This window comes from Rothia sp. HMSC036D11, from assembly GCF_001814205.1.
Lineage (GTDB): Bacteria > Actinomycetota > Actinomycetes > Actinomycetales > Micrococcaceae > Rothia > Rothia dentocariosa.
The window spans coordinates 149523-165349 of record NZ_KV815277.1 but is presented as its reverse complement, the minus strand read 5'-3'; the positions used below and the strand labels follow the sequence as shown (position 1 = coordinate 165349).

The 15827-nt window shown below is 54.4% G+C and carries 14 protein-coding genes; 11 read left to right on the top strand and 3 right to left on the bottom strand.

Annotation, left to right across the window (positions count from 1 at the left end):
- The first annotated feature begins 88 nt into the window (after positions 1 to 88).
- The 8 genes from HMPREF2958_RS01695 to HMPREF2958_RS01660 all read left to right on the top strand — a co-directional run bounded on the left by HMPREF2958_RS01695 (position 89) and on the right by HMPREF2958_RS01660 (position 9097).
- Positions 89 to 622, top strand: coding sequence for a DUF4870 domain-containing protein (locus HMPREF2958_RS01695; protein WP_246825864.1), 534 nt, complete (start codon positions 89 to 91; stop codon positions 620 to 622).
- A gap of 124 nt (positions 623 to 746) precedes the next feature.
- Positions 747 to 1304: a DUF4870 domain-containing protein gene (locus HMPREF2958_RS01690; RefSeq protein WP_070695996.1), complete on the top strand. Its 558-nt coding sequence runs from the start codon at positions 747 to 749 to the stop codon at positions 1302 to 1304.
- Between the two features lie 56 nt (positions 1305 to 1360).
- On the top strand, positions 1361 to 1849 hold the full coding sequence (locus HMPREF2958_RS01685) for a DUF4870 domain-containing protein (protein ID WP_070449974.1): 489 nt from the start codon (positions 1361 to 1363) through the stop codon (positions 1847 to 1849).
- Between the two features lie 290 nt (positions 1850 to 2139).
- Positions 2140 to 3426, top strand: a complete 1287-nt coding sequence (locus tag HMPREF2958_RS01680) for an adenylosuccinate synthase (protein WP_070695993.1) — start codon at positions 2140 to 2142, stop codon at positions 3424 to 3426.
- A gap of 159 nt (positions 3427 to 3585) precedes the next feature.
- Entirely contained in the window at positions 3586 to 4530 is a 945-nt protein-coding gene (locus tag HMPREF2958_RS01675; RefSeq protein ID WP_048754612.1) for a DUF3800 domain-containing protein, read from the top strand.
- A 35-nt stretch (positions 4531 to 4565) separates the two neighbouring features.
- Entirely contained in the window at positions 4566 to 5057 is a 492-nt protein-coding gene (locus HMPREF2958_RS01670) for a DUF2087 domain-containing protein (protein WP_070695991.1), read from the top strand.
- Positions 5058 to 5164: 107 nt separating this feature from the next.
- The gene (locus HMPREF2958_RS01665; protein ID WP_070695989.1) at positions 5165 to 6199 is read left to right on the top strand and encodes a magnesium and cobalt transport protein CorA; all 1035 of its coding nucleotides are present in this window, start codon (positions 5165 to 5167) and stop codon (positions 6197 to 6199) included.
- 261 nt (positions 6200 to 6460) lie between these two features.
- Positions 6461 to 9097 carry an HtaA domain-containing protein gene (locus HMPREF2958_RS01660; protein WP_070695987.1) on the top strand — a complete coding sequence of 879 codons (2637 nt, stop codon included), beginning with the start codon at positions 6461 to 6463 and terminating at the stop codon, positions 9095 to 9097.
- 71 nt (positions 9098 to 9168) lie between these two features.
- Here the strand turns inward: HMPREF2958_RS01660 and HMPREF2958_RS01655 are convergent, their stop codons facing one another.
- The 3 genes from HMPREF2958_RS01655 to HMPREF2958_RS01645 form a co-directional block, all read right to left on the bottom strand.
- Entirely contained in the window at positions 9169 to 9831 is a 663-nt protein-coding gene (locus HMPREF2958_RS01655) for a hypothetical protein (protein WP_070695984.1), read from the bottom strand.
- 372 nt (positions 9832 to 10203) lie between these two features.
- Entirely contained in the window at positions 10204 to 11286 is a 1083-nt protein-coding gene (locus HMPREF2958_RS01650) for a FecCD family ABC transporter permease (RefSeq protein WP_070695982.1), read from the bottom strand.
- The gene (locus HMPREF2958_RS01645) at positions 11283 to 12488 is read right to left on the bottom strand and encodes a FecCD family ABC transporter permease (RefSeq protein WP_070695980.1); all 1206 of its coding nucleotides are present in this window, start codon (positions 12486 to 12488) and stop codon (positions 11283 to 11285) included. The genes HMPREF2958_RS01650 and HMPREF2958_RS01645 overlap by 4 nt, the downstream gene beginning before the upstream one ends.
- A 177-nt stretch (positions 12489 to 12665) precedes the next feature.
- Between HMPREF2958_RS01645 and HMPREF2958_RS01640 the strand changes: the two genes are divergently transcribed.
- The 3 genes from HMPREF2958_RS01640 to HMPREF2958_RS01630 all read left to right on the top strand — a co-directional run.
- On the top strand, positions 12666 to 13721 hold the full coding sequence (locus HMPREF2958_RS01640) for an ABC transporter substrate-binding protein (protein WP_083313672.1): 1056 nt from the start codon (positions 12666 to 12668) through the stop codon (positions 13719 to 13721).
- A gap of 193 nt (positions 13722 to 13914) precedes the next feature.
- On the top strand, positions 13915 to 14751 hold the full coding sequence (locus tag HMPREF2958_RS01635) for a YwqG family protein (RefSeq protein ID WP_013398359.1): 837 nt from the start codon (positions 13915 to 13917) through the stop codon (positions 14749 to 14751).
- Positions 14752 to 14980: 229 nt separating this feature from the next.
- Positions 14981 to 15827: YwqG family protein (locus HMPREF2958_RS01630; protein WP_070695976.1), on the top strand; the 847-nt coding region annotated here is incomplete at its 3' end.

Below are 15827 nucleotides of genomic sequence, written 5' to 3'. Positions count from 1 at the left end.
CACGGTAAGGATGCTGTGCCCGGCTCGCATGGAAGTCTGCATCAGACCCGACGGGGTGGGGCAGCAGCCTCAAGAATGGAATATTGTCATGAGTCAGCCAAATTTTGATCCCAACCACAACCCCTATCAGCAGAACCCGCAACCTAACCAGGGACAGTACCAACAGCCGTACCCACCGGGGCAGCCTATATATGTGACTCAACAAACCAATGATGTCAGTACGGTTGCCATGTGGGGGCATCTTTCCGGGCTTTTAGGTGGGTTTATTATTCCGCTCGTTATCTGGGCTATCTACAAAGATAAACCCGGGTACGAACTGGCACGCCGCGCCGCCGCGCGGGCCTTCAATTTTGGGCTGACGGGATACCTTATTGTTCTTATCACCCTGTTGAGCGGGTTTGTCTATATTTTTACGATGGTTGTACCCGGTATGGCATCGACTAACGATCCGAGCACCGCTGTTTCCAGTGCCATGGGTATGTTCGCGCCCATAACCCTCATGGTTCTGATAAGCTGCGTTGTTCAGGTTTTGATGATTATTTTCCAGATTGTCGCCGCGGTTAAATCAAACTCTGGTGAAGACTATAAGTACCCTCTGCCCACCTTGCCTATCCTGCGATAGTACCGAGGCGGCGGGTGCATCGGGCAGGGTTTTACCTCAATCCTTACCGAAGACAGAGCCGAGGTAAAACTCGTACACGAAACCACGAAACACAAAGACGACAACACACAGAACGGGTGAAAACATGAGCCAGTCAAACTTTGACCCCAACCAAGACCCCTACCAGCAGAATCCGCAGCCTAACCAGGGCCAGCAGCCATACCCGCCGGGATACAACCCACAGCAGCCGAGCCAAGGCTATCCACAACCGGGTTACGGGCAGCCGGTCTACGTGATACAGCAGCCCACCGACGTTAACAATATGGCGATGCTCGCGCATCTTTCCGGGATTGCAGGATTCTTAATTCCGCTGATCTTCTGGGCGGTTTACAAAGACAAGCCCGGCTATGAGCGGGTACGCAATGCTGCCGCACGAGCCTTCAACCTGGGTGTGACCTTAGTTATCATTATCTTTAGTTCATTCCTGCTGCTGGTTCTGCTGATGGTAATATCCCTCATCCTAGGGGCGCAAAGCCAATCCGGCGAACCATTTATGCTGTTCTTTGCGATGTTTCCCATACTGTGGCTTCTGATCGCGGGCTTGGGCGTTACCGCTGTCGTGTTCCACATTATCGGGGCGGTCAAAGCAAATTCCGGTGAGGACTACAAATATCCTCTCCCCACGATTCCCATGTTGCGTTAAGGTAGGCGGCATATACTGTAAAACACAGCCCAACACGCTGCATTGAGGAGGTTCTTATGACCTACGACCCTAACTACAACAACGGACAGCCGAACTACCAGAATCAGCCCGGTTATAACCAACAGCCGGGTCCGGGGTACAGCCAGCAACGGCCAGAATATAACCACCAAGGTATTACCCCGGACGCAAAAAACATGGCGATATTCGCGCACCTCTCATCGCTTCTCGCCATGCTGCTGTCGCTGAACACGCTGAGCTTCATAGCCCCGCTCATCTTCTGGCTAATCTACAAAGACAAGCCCGGCTACGAATTCACCAAAGAATCATCGCGCCGCGCCTTCAATTTCAACTTCTCCATGTGGGTTATTAACACCGCCGCATTCCTCCTGATGGTTATCACCCTCTTCATCCTGTCTCCGATATGGTTTTTGGTGGTATCAGTCACCGGCATACTCATGATTATCTTCCACATCTTAGGCGCTATCGCGGCTAATCGCGGTGAAATGTACGACTACCCCATGACCTTCATCAAGATTCTCAAATAAGAAGGTTCATGCGGTACCTGGGGCATATACCCGGGCATAATTCATGGATGCGCGCTCGCGGCAGGTTGCCCCGGGCGCGCATCCTGTATGCTGGCCCTCCAAAGCGGCTTTTACCGCCGAATCACGGGGTTTACGCCGCAGAAACCCACGGAAAAATGTGTTGCAATCGCTAAATAATAGATGCACCTTCACAGGGTCGCGTTATGATTAACAAATGTGTGCCTAAGAGGGTTTGAAGAACCCGCGCACGGCCGCCGAAACGGCGGGGAGTACATCCTAGAGGAGCAAGAATGTCAGCTGTTGTGATCGTGGGCGCCCAGTGGGGCGATGAAGGTAAAGGTAAGGCAACCGACCTGCTTGGACCCCGCGCGGACTACGTGGTCAAGCCGAACGGCGGCAACAACGCTGGGCATACCGTGGTGGTGAACGGCCAAAAATTTGAGCTTAAGCTGCTTCCCGCCGGCATTCTGAGCGAGAACGCAACGCCTGTGATCGGCAACGGCGTGGTGGTGAACCCGGAGGCACTTTTCTCTGAGATTGAGGGTCTGCAGGCGCGCGGCGCCGACACCTCTAAACTCAAAATCTCGGCAAATGCTCACCTTGTGGCACCGTACCACCAGACGATGGATAAGGTCACCGAACGTTTCTTGGGGAAGCGTGCGATTGGCACGACCGGGCGCGGTATTGGACCCGCCTATATGGATAAGGTAGGGCGCCTGGGTATTCGCGTGCAGGATATTTTGGATGAGTCGATTCTGCGGCAAAAGGTTGAAGGCGCGCTGCGGCAGAAAAACCAGCTGCTCGTGAAGGTCTATAACCGCCGCCATGTTGAGGCAGACGAAATCGTGGACTATTTCATGTCTTACGCCGAGCGGCTCAAACCCATGATCGTTGATACTACTCAGCTGCTCAATAAGGCACTGGATGAGGGTAAAACCCTGCTCATGGAGGGCGGCCAGGCGACCTTCCTCGACGTTGATCACGGTACCTACCCGTTCGTGACCTCCTCAAACCCGACCGCCGGGGGCGCCTGCGTGGGATCGGGTGTTGGCCCCACCCGTATTTCTCGCGTGATTGGTATTCAGAAGGCATACACCACCCGCGTGGGTGCTGGCCCGTTCCCCACCGAACTCTTCGATAAGATGGGCGATTTTCTGCGCACAACCGGCGGCGAGTTCGGCGTGAACACGGGGCGTCCGCGCCGATGCGGCTGGTACGATGCTGTGCTTGCGCGCCAGGCGGTGCGCATCAACGGGTTTACCGACCTGTTTATCACCAAGTTGGATGTGCTCACCGGACTTGAGAAAGTTCCCGTATGCGTGGCGTATGAGGTGGACGGCGTGCGCTTTGATGAAATACCGATGACGCAAACCGATTTTCACCACGCGAAGCCGATTTACGAGTACTTCGACGGCTGGAACGAGAGCATTTCGGATGCGAAAACCCTGGACGAGCTGCCCGAGAACGCCCGCAAGTATGTGCATAAGCTTGAAGAACTTTCTGGCTGCCTCATCTCGGCGATCGGCGTAGGCCCCGACCGCGACCAGACTATTGTGGTCCGCGATTTGATGGATTAGGCTCGTCATAATCTGAAGGATTCTATTGACAGAACGTTCTGAAAACCGGTAGATTAATTATCGGTAGTAGTGGGGTTTGGCCCCTCAGAACGCCGTTCCGGATGCCGTAACTTTAGAAGTTGCGGCATCACGTGTATCTAAGGCTAGGTAGGATTTTTCATGTTGCTGACATATATTGATGAGATTGGGTCTAGGACAGAGTATGTTTCTAAAGATCATCCTAAGTACAATACTTCCCCAGCTTTTGGTTACGCGGGATTTATTATTCCAGATGATAAGGCTCGTGAATTTGGAGCGTACTTTGTGAGTATTAGAAATAGGCTTTACAGAGAGGAATATAATAAATCTGACATTCCCGGACGATTTGAAGTTAAAGGATCTGATGTATTCAGGGTTAATACATATAAATTATATCCTCAAAATATTAAATACTTTATGAAATTAGTTAATAAACTCAATTATCTTGGCGGTAAAATATTTTATTTTGTCAAAGAAAAACCACGAGGGACTTTTCCAGAAATTAATAAATCTCTAGATTATAGATACAGTAAACGAGATGAAGGAGGTCTGCGTCAATGGATGGATGACATGCATGATTTTATTATGCGCCAAGTATTAAATCGTCTGGCGCGTCATGCAGTCGCAAGCGACGAGAATATTATGGTGATGATGGATCAGATTAATGAGAATGAAAGGAAGCCCTATATGAGTTTGGCGTACGCACATATTTTCTCACGAAGCTCTAAATACCCGGAAATGGATAAAATTGTAGAGCCTCCTATGCATATTGATAGCTCTATATCTGCTAATATTCAATTTGCTGATTGGGTTTCTGCATTTCTTTCAAAATTTATATTCTATCAACTGGATGACGGATGGGAACACTATGTCCCTGAAAACGATATGAAATTATTATTCGTAAATAAAATATTTACATATGAATCTAAAATGGAATTTTATGGATATACTGATGATATTCATAATTCAGAAGTCCTTCATGAATGCAGACCTAAGTTTTCTGCGAGTAGTATAGGTGGATCAAATATTTCACAGGGATCTTGGGAGGCACTACAAAAGGTCGCCAGGGCTTCAAATCTGTTGTAGGGATGATTTTAAAGTATTAATTGTAAAACTGACTTATGGAAAAGGTGCAAAACATTTTGCCGGTGATAGCTGCACTGGTGAATGGTGAATCCCGAGAAATGTATGCCAAGGTTATCGTGCAGGATGTGCCGAAAACGCCTAACTATCGTGATCGTAAACTGTTGGCGCGTCTTGAAGCAGTCAGGCTCATTGAGAAGTCAGAGGATGGGCTTTGGCAGGTTACCGAGGTATTCTCCGACTACTTGAGTCTTTTGAAATCCGCGAAAAACCAGGTAACAGATGATGTTGAGCGGTTTTTAGTCAAGGGACGAGTGCATACCTGGCCCTCACGTGCGCAGGATAAGAATGCTCTTTTGCGTTGGATTCTTCAAAAGAGTATTCCTGCCTCCGAGCAGTTTTCGGAGCGTGAGGTGAACGAGCGCATCAGGCAGTACACAGATGACCCTGCCTTGGTGCGTCGCTACGGCGTGGATCACGGAATACTTGAGCGGGACCCCGCAACTCAGATCTACCGGCGCATTCGATAAATCCCCTGCATAAAAAGGCTCTTTATTCCAATAAAGCGGCGAAAAATACTCTTTATTCGAATAAAGGCTCTTTTTAGCACCTGGGGGCCTACCCCTACACTTAACCTATGTCGTATGTAACCGGTGCTATTTATCCGCAGCAGGACCGCATTCGTATGGGGGTTACCCAGTCCGAGGCGCTTGATGCTTACCGTGAGGGCGGCGCAAGCGTGGCGCTCGGCTACATGACCCCGAACGCGCGGGAGCTGCGCGAGCTTCAGCAAACCTTTAACCTGCACGAACTTGCGCTCGAAGACGCCTCGCACGGGCATCAGCGCGCCAAACTTGAAAGCTACGAAGGCTCCCTGTTTGCGGTGGTACGCCCCGCCATCTACCTGGATGCCGAAGAAGAGGTGCGCCTGGGCGAGATGCACATGTTCTTGGGGCGTGACTACCTGTTGAGCATCGTGAACGACCAGATACATCCGCAGCAGGCAGTGTATGAACTCTTCAACCTGATCTACGCCACTCCGGACGGCTCGCCCATACGCCTGCTGCACCGCATCATCGACCAGACGGTAGACGGTTACATGCCGGTGCTCGAAGGGCTCGAAAACGACGGCGATGAAATTGAGAATGCGCTCTTCCAAGAAACCGGCGCTGGCGACCGCACACTGTCACGCCGCACCTACGAACTGCTCAACCAGGTTGCCGATTTTCAGCGTGCCTGCAAACCGCTCGATATGATGCTCGCGCGCATCATGCAGCAGATTCGTGACGGCGTACTTGATGTCAGCCCCTATACGGGTGCTACCGCAACCGAAATCGCGCAGGAGAAGGATGAGCTGCAGCGGCAGTTCCGCAATATTCAGGATCACGTGGTGCAGGTTAAGGAGCGCCTGGAGGATCTGCGCACGTCCCTGCAGAATACGCTTACGGTGCACGATACGATTGTGGCGCAGCAGCAAAACGAAGATATGAAGCGTATTTCGGCGGGTGCCGCAATCCTGGTGGTGCCTACGATTATTGGATCTATCTACGGTATGAACTTTGAGGATATGCCCGAGCTGAAGTGGACTTACGGATACCCGGCGTCGCTCGTGCTCATGGTGGTGGCGTGTGTGGTGGTGTATCTCTTCTTTAAGAAGCGTGGCTGGTTCTAGCCGTAATATTAAGCATTTTAGAAGAGTATATTAAAAATATTCTCACGGTATTTAGTATTAGAAATATCGAATAAAATCTAGAGTTTTCGGTGGTCTGCATGTTGTCGTTAGCGCTCTATTGCAGCGAAGTGAGGGTATTGTAGTGTATGAACACTTTGTAGCGACAACTCGTCACAGAGTGGTGTTAAGCTCTTTTGTATTAAGGGTAGGATGTTGCTACAGTAAGGGTGTCCTAACTCAATAGATCAACGAGGATTACACATGTCTTTCACGTTTGCATCGCGCCAGCGCACCCTCAGACGCATCTGCGCACTCACTCTCGCAGGCACAATGCTCTTGCCCGCAAATCCGCTTTTGGCCGTAAACGCTCACGCCGATTCCGGTGTAGCGGTAACCGCCGAACAGAACCAGAGCACCGGAAATATCACCTGGGGTATCAAAACCTCATTCCGCAATTACATCGGCGAACCGTACAAGGTCAGCGAAGGCGCAAGCTACAACTCCACCGACCTGTTCACCTTCCCCAACCAAGAAGCCAAAGTTTCCGAGGACGGTAACCAAGTTTCACTTCAGGGCTCCGGCAAAGTTCAATATATCTCGCACTGCGCCGACCGCAATAAACCCGAAGAATGCTCGCTGAACCTAACGCTCTCAAACCCGCGCATCGAGGTGGATGCGGCACAGGGCACCGGCACGCTCTACATGGTTGTACGCACCAAAAATTACACCTCCGGGCAGTGGGAAGGACCCCACGAAATCCCGATGGCGAAGCTCTCGCTCAAAACCGCTCAGCAGAGTGAAAAAGACGGCGTTGTCACCTGGAGCAATGTTGCGGCTAATCTCACCGCCGAAGGTAATCACGCATTCTCGAACTTCTACGAAGACGGCGTGGGGCTGGACGCTCTCACCTTCTCGTATTCCGGTACTCAGGCGAAAGATGCCCAAAGCAGCGGCTATAAACTGGGTGAGAGCCTGAACTCGGGTACCGATATTAATAATCCGCAAAATACCGTGCGCGCGGGCTCTTATCTTTTCTACGCGGCAGGTAAAAGCTTCGGCGGCGGGGCGGATGCACGCTACGCGGTCATCGACCCAAAGACTTTGCAGCAGACAGAGTCTGCAACCCTGCCGATGGGTTCCAGCGCGCACTTTGCCGCCAACCCCGCCACCGGCGATATCGTGTTTGTGAACGCGAATACTCGCGCCTTGGAACGCTACCGGGTAGATGAATCCGGCAAGCTTGTATCTCAGGGTACTTTCGCGGGTGTCACCTTCAGCGAATCCGAAAATATTCTGGCGCTCGGTTACAACGAAGCGACCAACAGCTGGGCTGTGCTCACCGCCGATAGCAGCGGGCAAGCGCGGTACGTCAACGTCGCATCCGACGGCACGGTGAAAGCGCAGACCGTCAAATCTCCGCTGGACTTTGACCCCTCGGTAGCACACGCCGATGACCTGAGCGAATACTATGGCGACGTTTTCACCGGAAGCACCCGCACGCTTGCGCCGCTGCCCGACGGATCGTTCCTATACAGCCCCAATAAATCTGTGTACAACGAAGAGGGCAATAAGATTCAGAACGGTCAGCTGCTTCACCTGAGCGCTCAGGGTATTTCGGTGGTTGAGCAAACCCAGCCCAAAGATGCGGAAGAGGCACCCAGCCTCAACGGACTGCTGACCACTCCAGACGGATACGTCTACCGGTGGAATAACTACGCCGCAAGCGCCAGCGCCGTGCAGGTTCTCAAGTACGATGGTTCTTCCTTCACAACGGTGCGCGAAAGCTCCACCGCGCCGCACGGTATGGGGGCGATCGCCTCGTTCTTCACCGCTGGCGACAAGATTGTGGCGGTCGATTCCGCAAACGGCCGCCTGGTCTGGATATCAAAGACCCTCGAATTCGATCACGATGTGCCGCTCTCCGACTTGCGTTCGACCGATAAGAGCGGGTCGTACAACGCGCTTGAGCTGCCGAATGGGGATATTATCTTCCCCACGATGGTTGAGAAGAATGACGGTCTGGAATCTAACCTGTGGCTCAACCGCCTGGTGAATACCGCCAAGACACCGGCACCCGAACAGCCGAAACCTGCTGATCCGACCCCGGAACCAACCCCTGAGCCGACGCAACCCGCGCCCGAGCCCAGCAAACCGGCTGAAACACCAACTCCCGAGCCATCGGAAAGCTCCAAGGCACCAGCGCCTGAGCCTACCAAACCTGCTGACCCTGCTCCAACCCCTGAACCGAGTAAATCAGCTGACCCGGCCCCGACGACCCCAGCACCGGAACCGTCGAAACCTGCCGAGCCGGAGCCCAGCAAGCCTACCGAACCTGAGCCGAGTAAACCGGCAGAGCGCGCTCAGTCGTTCTCCGATGTGCACGAAGGCGATATGTTCTACCGCGAGATTACCTGGCTTGCCGGGCAGAACATCACGACCGGCTGGGTCGATGGCACGTTCCGCCCGCACGAAAGCATCGAACGTGAGGCTATTGCGGCGTTCTTCTACCGTATGTCCGGCTCGCCTGAGGTGCAGCTGCCGAAGGAATCTCCCTTTACCGACGTGAAGGAAGGCGACCCCTTCTACAAGGAAATCGTCTGGTTCCAGCAGCAAGGTATTACAACCGGCTGGCCTGATAAGACCTTCCGCCCGCACGATCCCGTCAGCCGCGAGGCTATGGCGGCGTTCTTCTACCGTTACTCTGGGAAACCGCCGGTTAAAGTGCAGAATGCGCCCTTCAAGGATGTTCCCGAACAGAACATGTTCTACCGTGAAATTGCCTGGCTGCATGACAGCAAGATTACGACCGGTTGGGATGACGGAACGTTCCGTCCCCACGAGAGCATCAGTCGTGAGGCTATGGCGGCGTTCCTATACCGTTACGCACACCGTGGCTAATCCGTAACCGTGCTGGCTCCCCGCGCACCGCATCGTTCGGTGGGTGGGGAGCTTTGCTCTGCCCGAAAATCCTAAGCGGTCATGCCATAATCTTCGCGGATGCGGCGGCGCACATCCCGGCGTTCCCGTTTGAATTTGGTGCAGGCGTCCTTGGGGTTCTCGCATTCCCACAGGTCCCATTCACTCACGTCAAGCCCCATCATGGCGACCTCCAACAGGCCCAGCATATTGAGGAACTGCGCGGTATTAATCCTGAAATCGCCAGAACCCGGGCGGCTCTCGGTGGCGAAAGCATACCCTTCCAAGGGCAGCACCCGCGGCGCCCAATGCTTATACCAGGCATCTCCATAACGAGGGCTGCAATACATATGCGTCAGCGCCAGTTTGGTGCCCTGAATCCGCTCGAAACGAAGACCAATCTCAAGCTGATCGTGCGGGAAAACCATTAGGATAGCGTTTTGCGCCGCCCGGCGTAATTCGTGAAGATTTTGCTGGAATCCGGCCTCGCCATAACGATGCTGAGTGAGCATCCGGGCGCAGGAATTTGACGCCGGGGCGACCTGTAGACAAACACGCTCGGCAATGAGCTGTTCTAGATCGCGGCGAATAGCCTCTATATTGAAGGTTTCGTGGTGTACGAGCGTTCCTGTGGACATGAGGAACTGATGATCGGCGCTAACAATATCCTCGGCGGTTGCAACGATGCGGGATGCGCTTAGGGGGTGCTGTGCCATAGGTGCTGATCCTCTCTCGGTGGGGTGCCGCCCCGTGAAAGTGCGGGGTATTTTTCTGATACCTCGACGGTACCTAGGCACCCTGACACTTTAACCGTGCCGAGCCGCCAAGAGAGGTTTTATACAGCATATATTCCAGATAGGGAATGTGGAATATATGCTCTGACAAGTTTATATATCGTTTTTAGAATATAACTGTGTGGGTTGATTTTGTAGCACGAAAATTATCGAATATCTGAAGTGCACAGGATTTAAAGCGCCTAGGGATGTCAGGCGAGTGAGGTACGAACGAGTCTGACAGGGTCCCTGTAAAGCGACTAAATCCTGCACCCCTGCGGCATGGATACGTCCGCACATTTTTAGAAACCCAAGCTACTTACTCCGGCGCAGAAGCCACAGCATATAGGCACCGCCCAGAGCACCGGTCATCAGCCCGACCGGAATCTGGAAGGGTGAAAGAATTCGTGATGCTGCATAGTCAGCCGTCACTAACAGGGCTGAACCCAGAAGCGCTGAGTGCCACATCGCCGCACCCGGGGTATTCCACAGCCGCCGCGCAATCTGCGGGGCAACGAGCGCCAAGAAACCTATGGGCCCTGACATTGAGATAGCGACCGCAACCAAGAGTACTGCTGCGGCTACCAAAATATTGATCGTGCGCCGTACCGGTAAGCCCAAGCCCGCCGCCAGATCTTCGCCCAGTTCTAGGGTGCGCAGGTAGCGAGTGAGCATCAGCACCAGTGGAATCGTAATAGCAAGCGCTATCGCCGGTGCTGTCACCTGGGCCCAAGAAATCGCATTGAGCGAGCCGTGCTGCCAGGTCTTGGCCGCCTCCGCCTTTTCCAGATCGGATCGGGTGATCAGGTAATCGTTGACCGATGCGAGCATAGCGCTGATCGCAATACCGATCAGTACCATGCGCTGCCCCATAGAGGTGCCGCCGCGTATACCCGCAAGCAGCATCACCACGGTGGCGGTGAGGAAGCCGCCGATAAGTGCACCCATGCCGATACTCACGCCGGAATTGTCGAAGGAACCGACCAGAATGATGGAGAGCGCGCCGGTTGCCGAACCGACCGTGAAGCCGATGATGTCCGGCGAGCCGAGGGAGTTGCGGGAAACCGATTGGAAGATAGCCCCGGAAAGCCCCAGTGCCGCACCCACCACGGCAGCTGCCACGATTCTTGGCAGATACTGATCCAAAATAAAATACCGGTCAATATCGCTGCCGCCGCCCTGAAAAAGTACGTTCAGCACGTTGGCGGGGGAAATATTGTAGGTGCCATACATGAGCGTCATGCAGGCGGCCACTACCATGATCGCAATTACCAAAAGTGTGCGCGGCAGGGGAGTGCGGTACCGCCCGGGAATAGTCGGTCGTGCGCCGGATTTTCTGCGGGGATTCGGGGATGTGCTCGCCGCATTGAACTTATTCGTGTGCGTCGTTTGGCTCACCGGGAACCTCCCGCCGTCTGCGGAGCCGTCCCTGCCTGTTCGTGCTGTGCCGCCTTCACACCCAGGATGCTGCGCTTGCGGCCTTTCGCCCCGGAACTAAGCCGAAGTACCAGGACCATGAGCACGGGTGCACCGATGAACGCGGTCACGATACCGACTTCAAGTTCCCCGGGAAGAACAAGCACGCGCCCGGCAATATCGGCGGTCAGAACCAGCACCGGTCCGTAGACGAGCGAAAGCGGTAAAACCCGTGCAATATCGGTGCCCACCAGCAGGCGCACCGCATGCGGAACCACTAACCCCACAAATCCGATGGGTCCGGCCACCGCAGTCGCCGCGCCGCATAGAGCCATAATCGCCACGATACAGGCACCGCGCACGAGGGTGACCGGCACGCCCAGGCCGGATGCCGCATCCTCACCTAGCGCTAGGGCACGCAGGGGGCCGATAAGAATGAACGATAGAACCAGCCCCAACACCACGAGGGGAAGCGCCGCGAAAACCTGCTCGTAGGTACGGTTTTCTAGGGAACCGACCACCCAGAACCGGTGTGAGTCGAAAGCCCGGGAATTGAACATAGTGATAATGCCGGTGATCGTTCCTAAACAGGCATTCACCGCAACACCCGTAAGCACCAGGCGGGCGGTAGAATCCAGGTTCGGCTTGGAATCGATAAGGCCCAGCAGAAATACCGTGCCCGCCGCGAGACCAGAACCGGCGAGCGCTAACCACAGCTGCACGAAGGGGGAAGATACCCCGAAAATGCCGACGCCCACAACGACCGCAACAGCCGCCCCGGAGTTCACGCCCAGCAGCCCCGGTTCGGCGAGAGGGTTGCGTGAGAGCGCCTGCATAATAACGCCCGCAACCGCCAGTGCCGTGCCCACCATAATAGCGGCGAGTGTGCGGGGCATCCGCTTGAACCAAATCAGTTTTGATTCGATTGTGGCGGCATCCGGGTGCAGAAAGCCGTCGAGCGCCTTCTCGAAGGAAAACATGCGCGAGCCAACTGCCCCGGAGAGCACGATAAGAACCGCTAAAAGAGCCAGCCCTATCAGAAGTGCCAGACCCCAGCGTGATAGCGAAGGCTTTGGGGTACTTGGCTGTTCGGCTGGCGTCGCCGTCGTGCTCTGGGCGGATGCGCCTGCCCCGTCAGACCTGGAGGTGACGGGCTGTTTACCCCGGCGGGGCGATGAACTCATAGGCGTACTCTATCTTGTGGTGATCGGGAGGTTATGTGTGGTGGGGTCTTATGCCGGTTTGCTGCCCGAAAATCTGGGCGACAGCCGCATAATATTTAGGACATATTTATGTGATTTATCCTACGCAAACACAGGGCTAATATGGCATTATCTATTTTATAAGGGTATCCTCAGTCTATGGCTAATACTAGTTCACCCCAACACAGGGACTCTCACCGTTCATTGACCAGACGATCCTTCGGCGTGCTTGCCCTGGGCTCCTTCAGCGCCCTCGCCCTTGCCGCCTGCGGGTCTTCCAATTCTTCTGATTCCAACGCATCCGTGTCCTCTGCATCGACGAGCGCAAAGCCCGCTCCTTCAGCCCTTCCTTCTGGCATGGGTTCGACCGCAGGTGATGGCGAATTCCCGCGTACGGTCAAGCACTTCCGCGGCGAAACCAAGATTGAATCTGCCCCCAAGAGCGTGGTTATCCTCTCGACCGGGCAGCTTGACGATGTTCTCGCTTTGGGCTTGGTACCTATTGGCGCAGCAACCGCTAACGATGCCGACCTCGTGCCCGAATACCTCAAGACCAAGTTCTCCGATAAGTCGACTGAACTCGATAAGATAGCCAAGGTCGGCAAGCGCACCGAACCCGACCTTGGTGCTATCGCAAATCTGCACCCCGACCTCATCCTGATTAACAACACCAATAAAAAGGAAGAGGTTTACGACTCACTCTCAAAGATTGCCCCAACCGTGGTGACCGAGGGTACCGGGCATAACTGGAAGCAGGACTTTCTGATGATCGCCTCGGCGTTGGGTGCTACCTCTAAGGCTGAGGAGATGCTCAAGGATTACGAGGATAAAGCCAAGAAACTGGGCGAGAAGGCCGGTAAAGAGAAGACCTTCTCTTTCCTCTACACTGCTGGGGATCGTACCCGCGTATACGCGAAGTCTTCGTTTGTGGGTTCCATTTGTGAGGATGCTTCCCTCGCCCGCCCCGCCGCGCAGCAGGAAGGCAAGACCTCGATTGACCTGAGTTCCGAGAACCTTGACCAGGCAGACGGCGACTATCTCTTCTACGGCGTGCAGGGCGGCGACGAATCCAAGCTCACCTCTGAGACGCTGTGGGAAAGCCTGAAGGCGGTCAAGGAGAAGCACGCTCATAAGGTAGATTCCGATATGTTCTACCTAAACGCGGGAATTACCGCGGCTCTGGGCGTAATTGAGGAAATCGATAAGCACATCTAATATGCGCAGCACAGCGACAGCACCCCTGCCTGAATCCTTCATGGGTTCCGGGTGGGGGTGGTTGTTACTGGTTCACATTGTGCGGTATGCGGATGCATTTGTTTTTCACCCCACAACGATATTCAAGGCATACTATAAAAAAGTGTGTTCTCATGGTTAATACATGCCATTAACCACGCCTTGGAGGATGTCCATGAGCACTCTAGAAGAAAAAGCGCAGCATGTTGCCGATGCTCTCAATAAAGACCACGTCAAGCAGGCGGTACGCATCACGGCAACCGCCTCTAAGACCCCGCTGCCAAAGACCGCCTCAAAATTTGGGGGCATTCCTTATGTACCTATGGGTGCTTCGGCGCCGACAAACTCCAGTGGTCAGCCCTTAGGGATGATCGCGCAGATTAACTGTGCAGAGCTGCCGCCGAATGATATCTATCCAAAAACTGGCATGGTGCAATTCTGGATAGACCCGAAGGACGAGGCGTGGGGGTTCGATGCCGCGAAGCCTGCATCCCAGGAGAACTGGCGGGTTATCTATTACAAGAACGTGGGCAGGCCAGACCCGAACACGACTCTTCCTGCCGTGGAACCCAAGGACAACTGGCCCGTTGAACCCACGCAGGCCGAGTTTGCGCTTTCGTTCGAGGTGATCGAGCAGGGTATTACCGGCGCCGCCAACTACTACTATGAAGATTTCGCGCGCGTGTGGAATAAGATGTACCCCGAATCGCAGCTTGAGAGCTACCAGGAGGCGCAGGGTGCCGCCCTCACGATCGAGGAAAACGACGAATTCTCGAAGATCGGCGGGTACCCCTACTTTGTGCAGAGCGACCCCCGATTCTTCAACGAGGCTCTGCAGGGGCATACCGTGAACCTGTTGACCATTGTTTCTGAGGTGGACTGGGCCGAGCCTCATGACGGTTCGCCTAAGCTCATGTGGTGCGGTGGAGGCGCGGCAAACTGGCTGATAACGCCCGAGCAGCTGGCGGCGGGTGACTTCTCAAACGTGATTTTTGAGTGGTCGAGCAGCTAACCGACCCGTTTTGATTTTTATTCAGGGGGGTGTGGCGTACTCAAGATACTTGATACACCACACCCCCTGAATCTTTGGGGTGCCTAGAGTCATGTTCCGAATCATGCAGCGTGTGGCCTCCTAAAAAAATACACCGTTGAATGAGCGCACGAGTGACGAAGTTCTGCGCGCGGCACCGCAAAATGTGTTCTGATGGTTGTAGCACTGAACCAACCACCCGGAGGAACATATGAATACCACCGAGCAGAACGCGGCGAAAAACACCGAAGCGCAGGTGCGTCGAGTCCTTGACGTTATGAATAAGGGAAAACTCAAGCAGGCTATCAGGATTACGGCAACCCCATCGCAGCAGCCGCTGCCGAAGATCGCCTCCAAGTTCGGGGGAGTGCCGTACCTGCCTGTAGAAGAATCCGTGCCGACGAATGCATCCGGCCAGCCCTTGGGCATGATTGCGCAGATTAACTGTGCTGAGCTGCCGCAGAATAATATTTACCCGAAGAGCGGTATGCTTCAATTTTGGATTGATCCTCACGACACCGTGTGGGGGTATGACTATAACAAGCCTGCGGTTCAAGAGAACTGGCGGGTGCTCTACTACGAGAGCGTGGGTGAGCCGAACCCGGATGCGCCGCTGCCGGTGATCGACTGGGACACGATCGGTTGGCCTATCGAACCGGAGAGTGTGGAATTTGCGCTCTCGTTCAGCGTGGTCGAGCAGGGGGTTACCGGTACTGCGCACTACTACTATCCCGATTTTGCACGAGTGTGGGACGAGCTGTATCCCGAGGATAAACTGCCCGCCGGAGACGACGAGCGGGCGAGGATTCAGCGGGCAAACGCTGTTGAGGAGCTTACTCTCCCGTATGAGGAGAGTGATGAGTACTCCCGGATTGGCGGCTACCCCTACTTTATTCAGAATGACCCGCGGGATTTCGACGAGAACCTGCAGGGGCACACGGTGAACCTGCTGACCATTGTTTCTGAGGCGGACTGGGAGTCAGAGCAAGAAACCCCGGAACTCCTCTGGGGCGATGCGGGCTCTGCAAACTGGCTGATAACGCCCGAGCAGCTGGCGG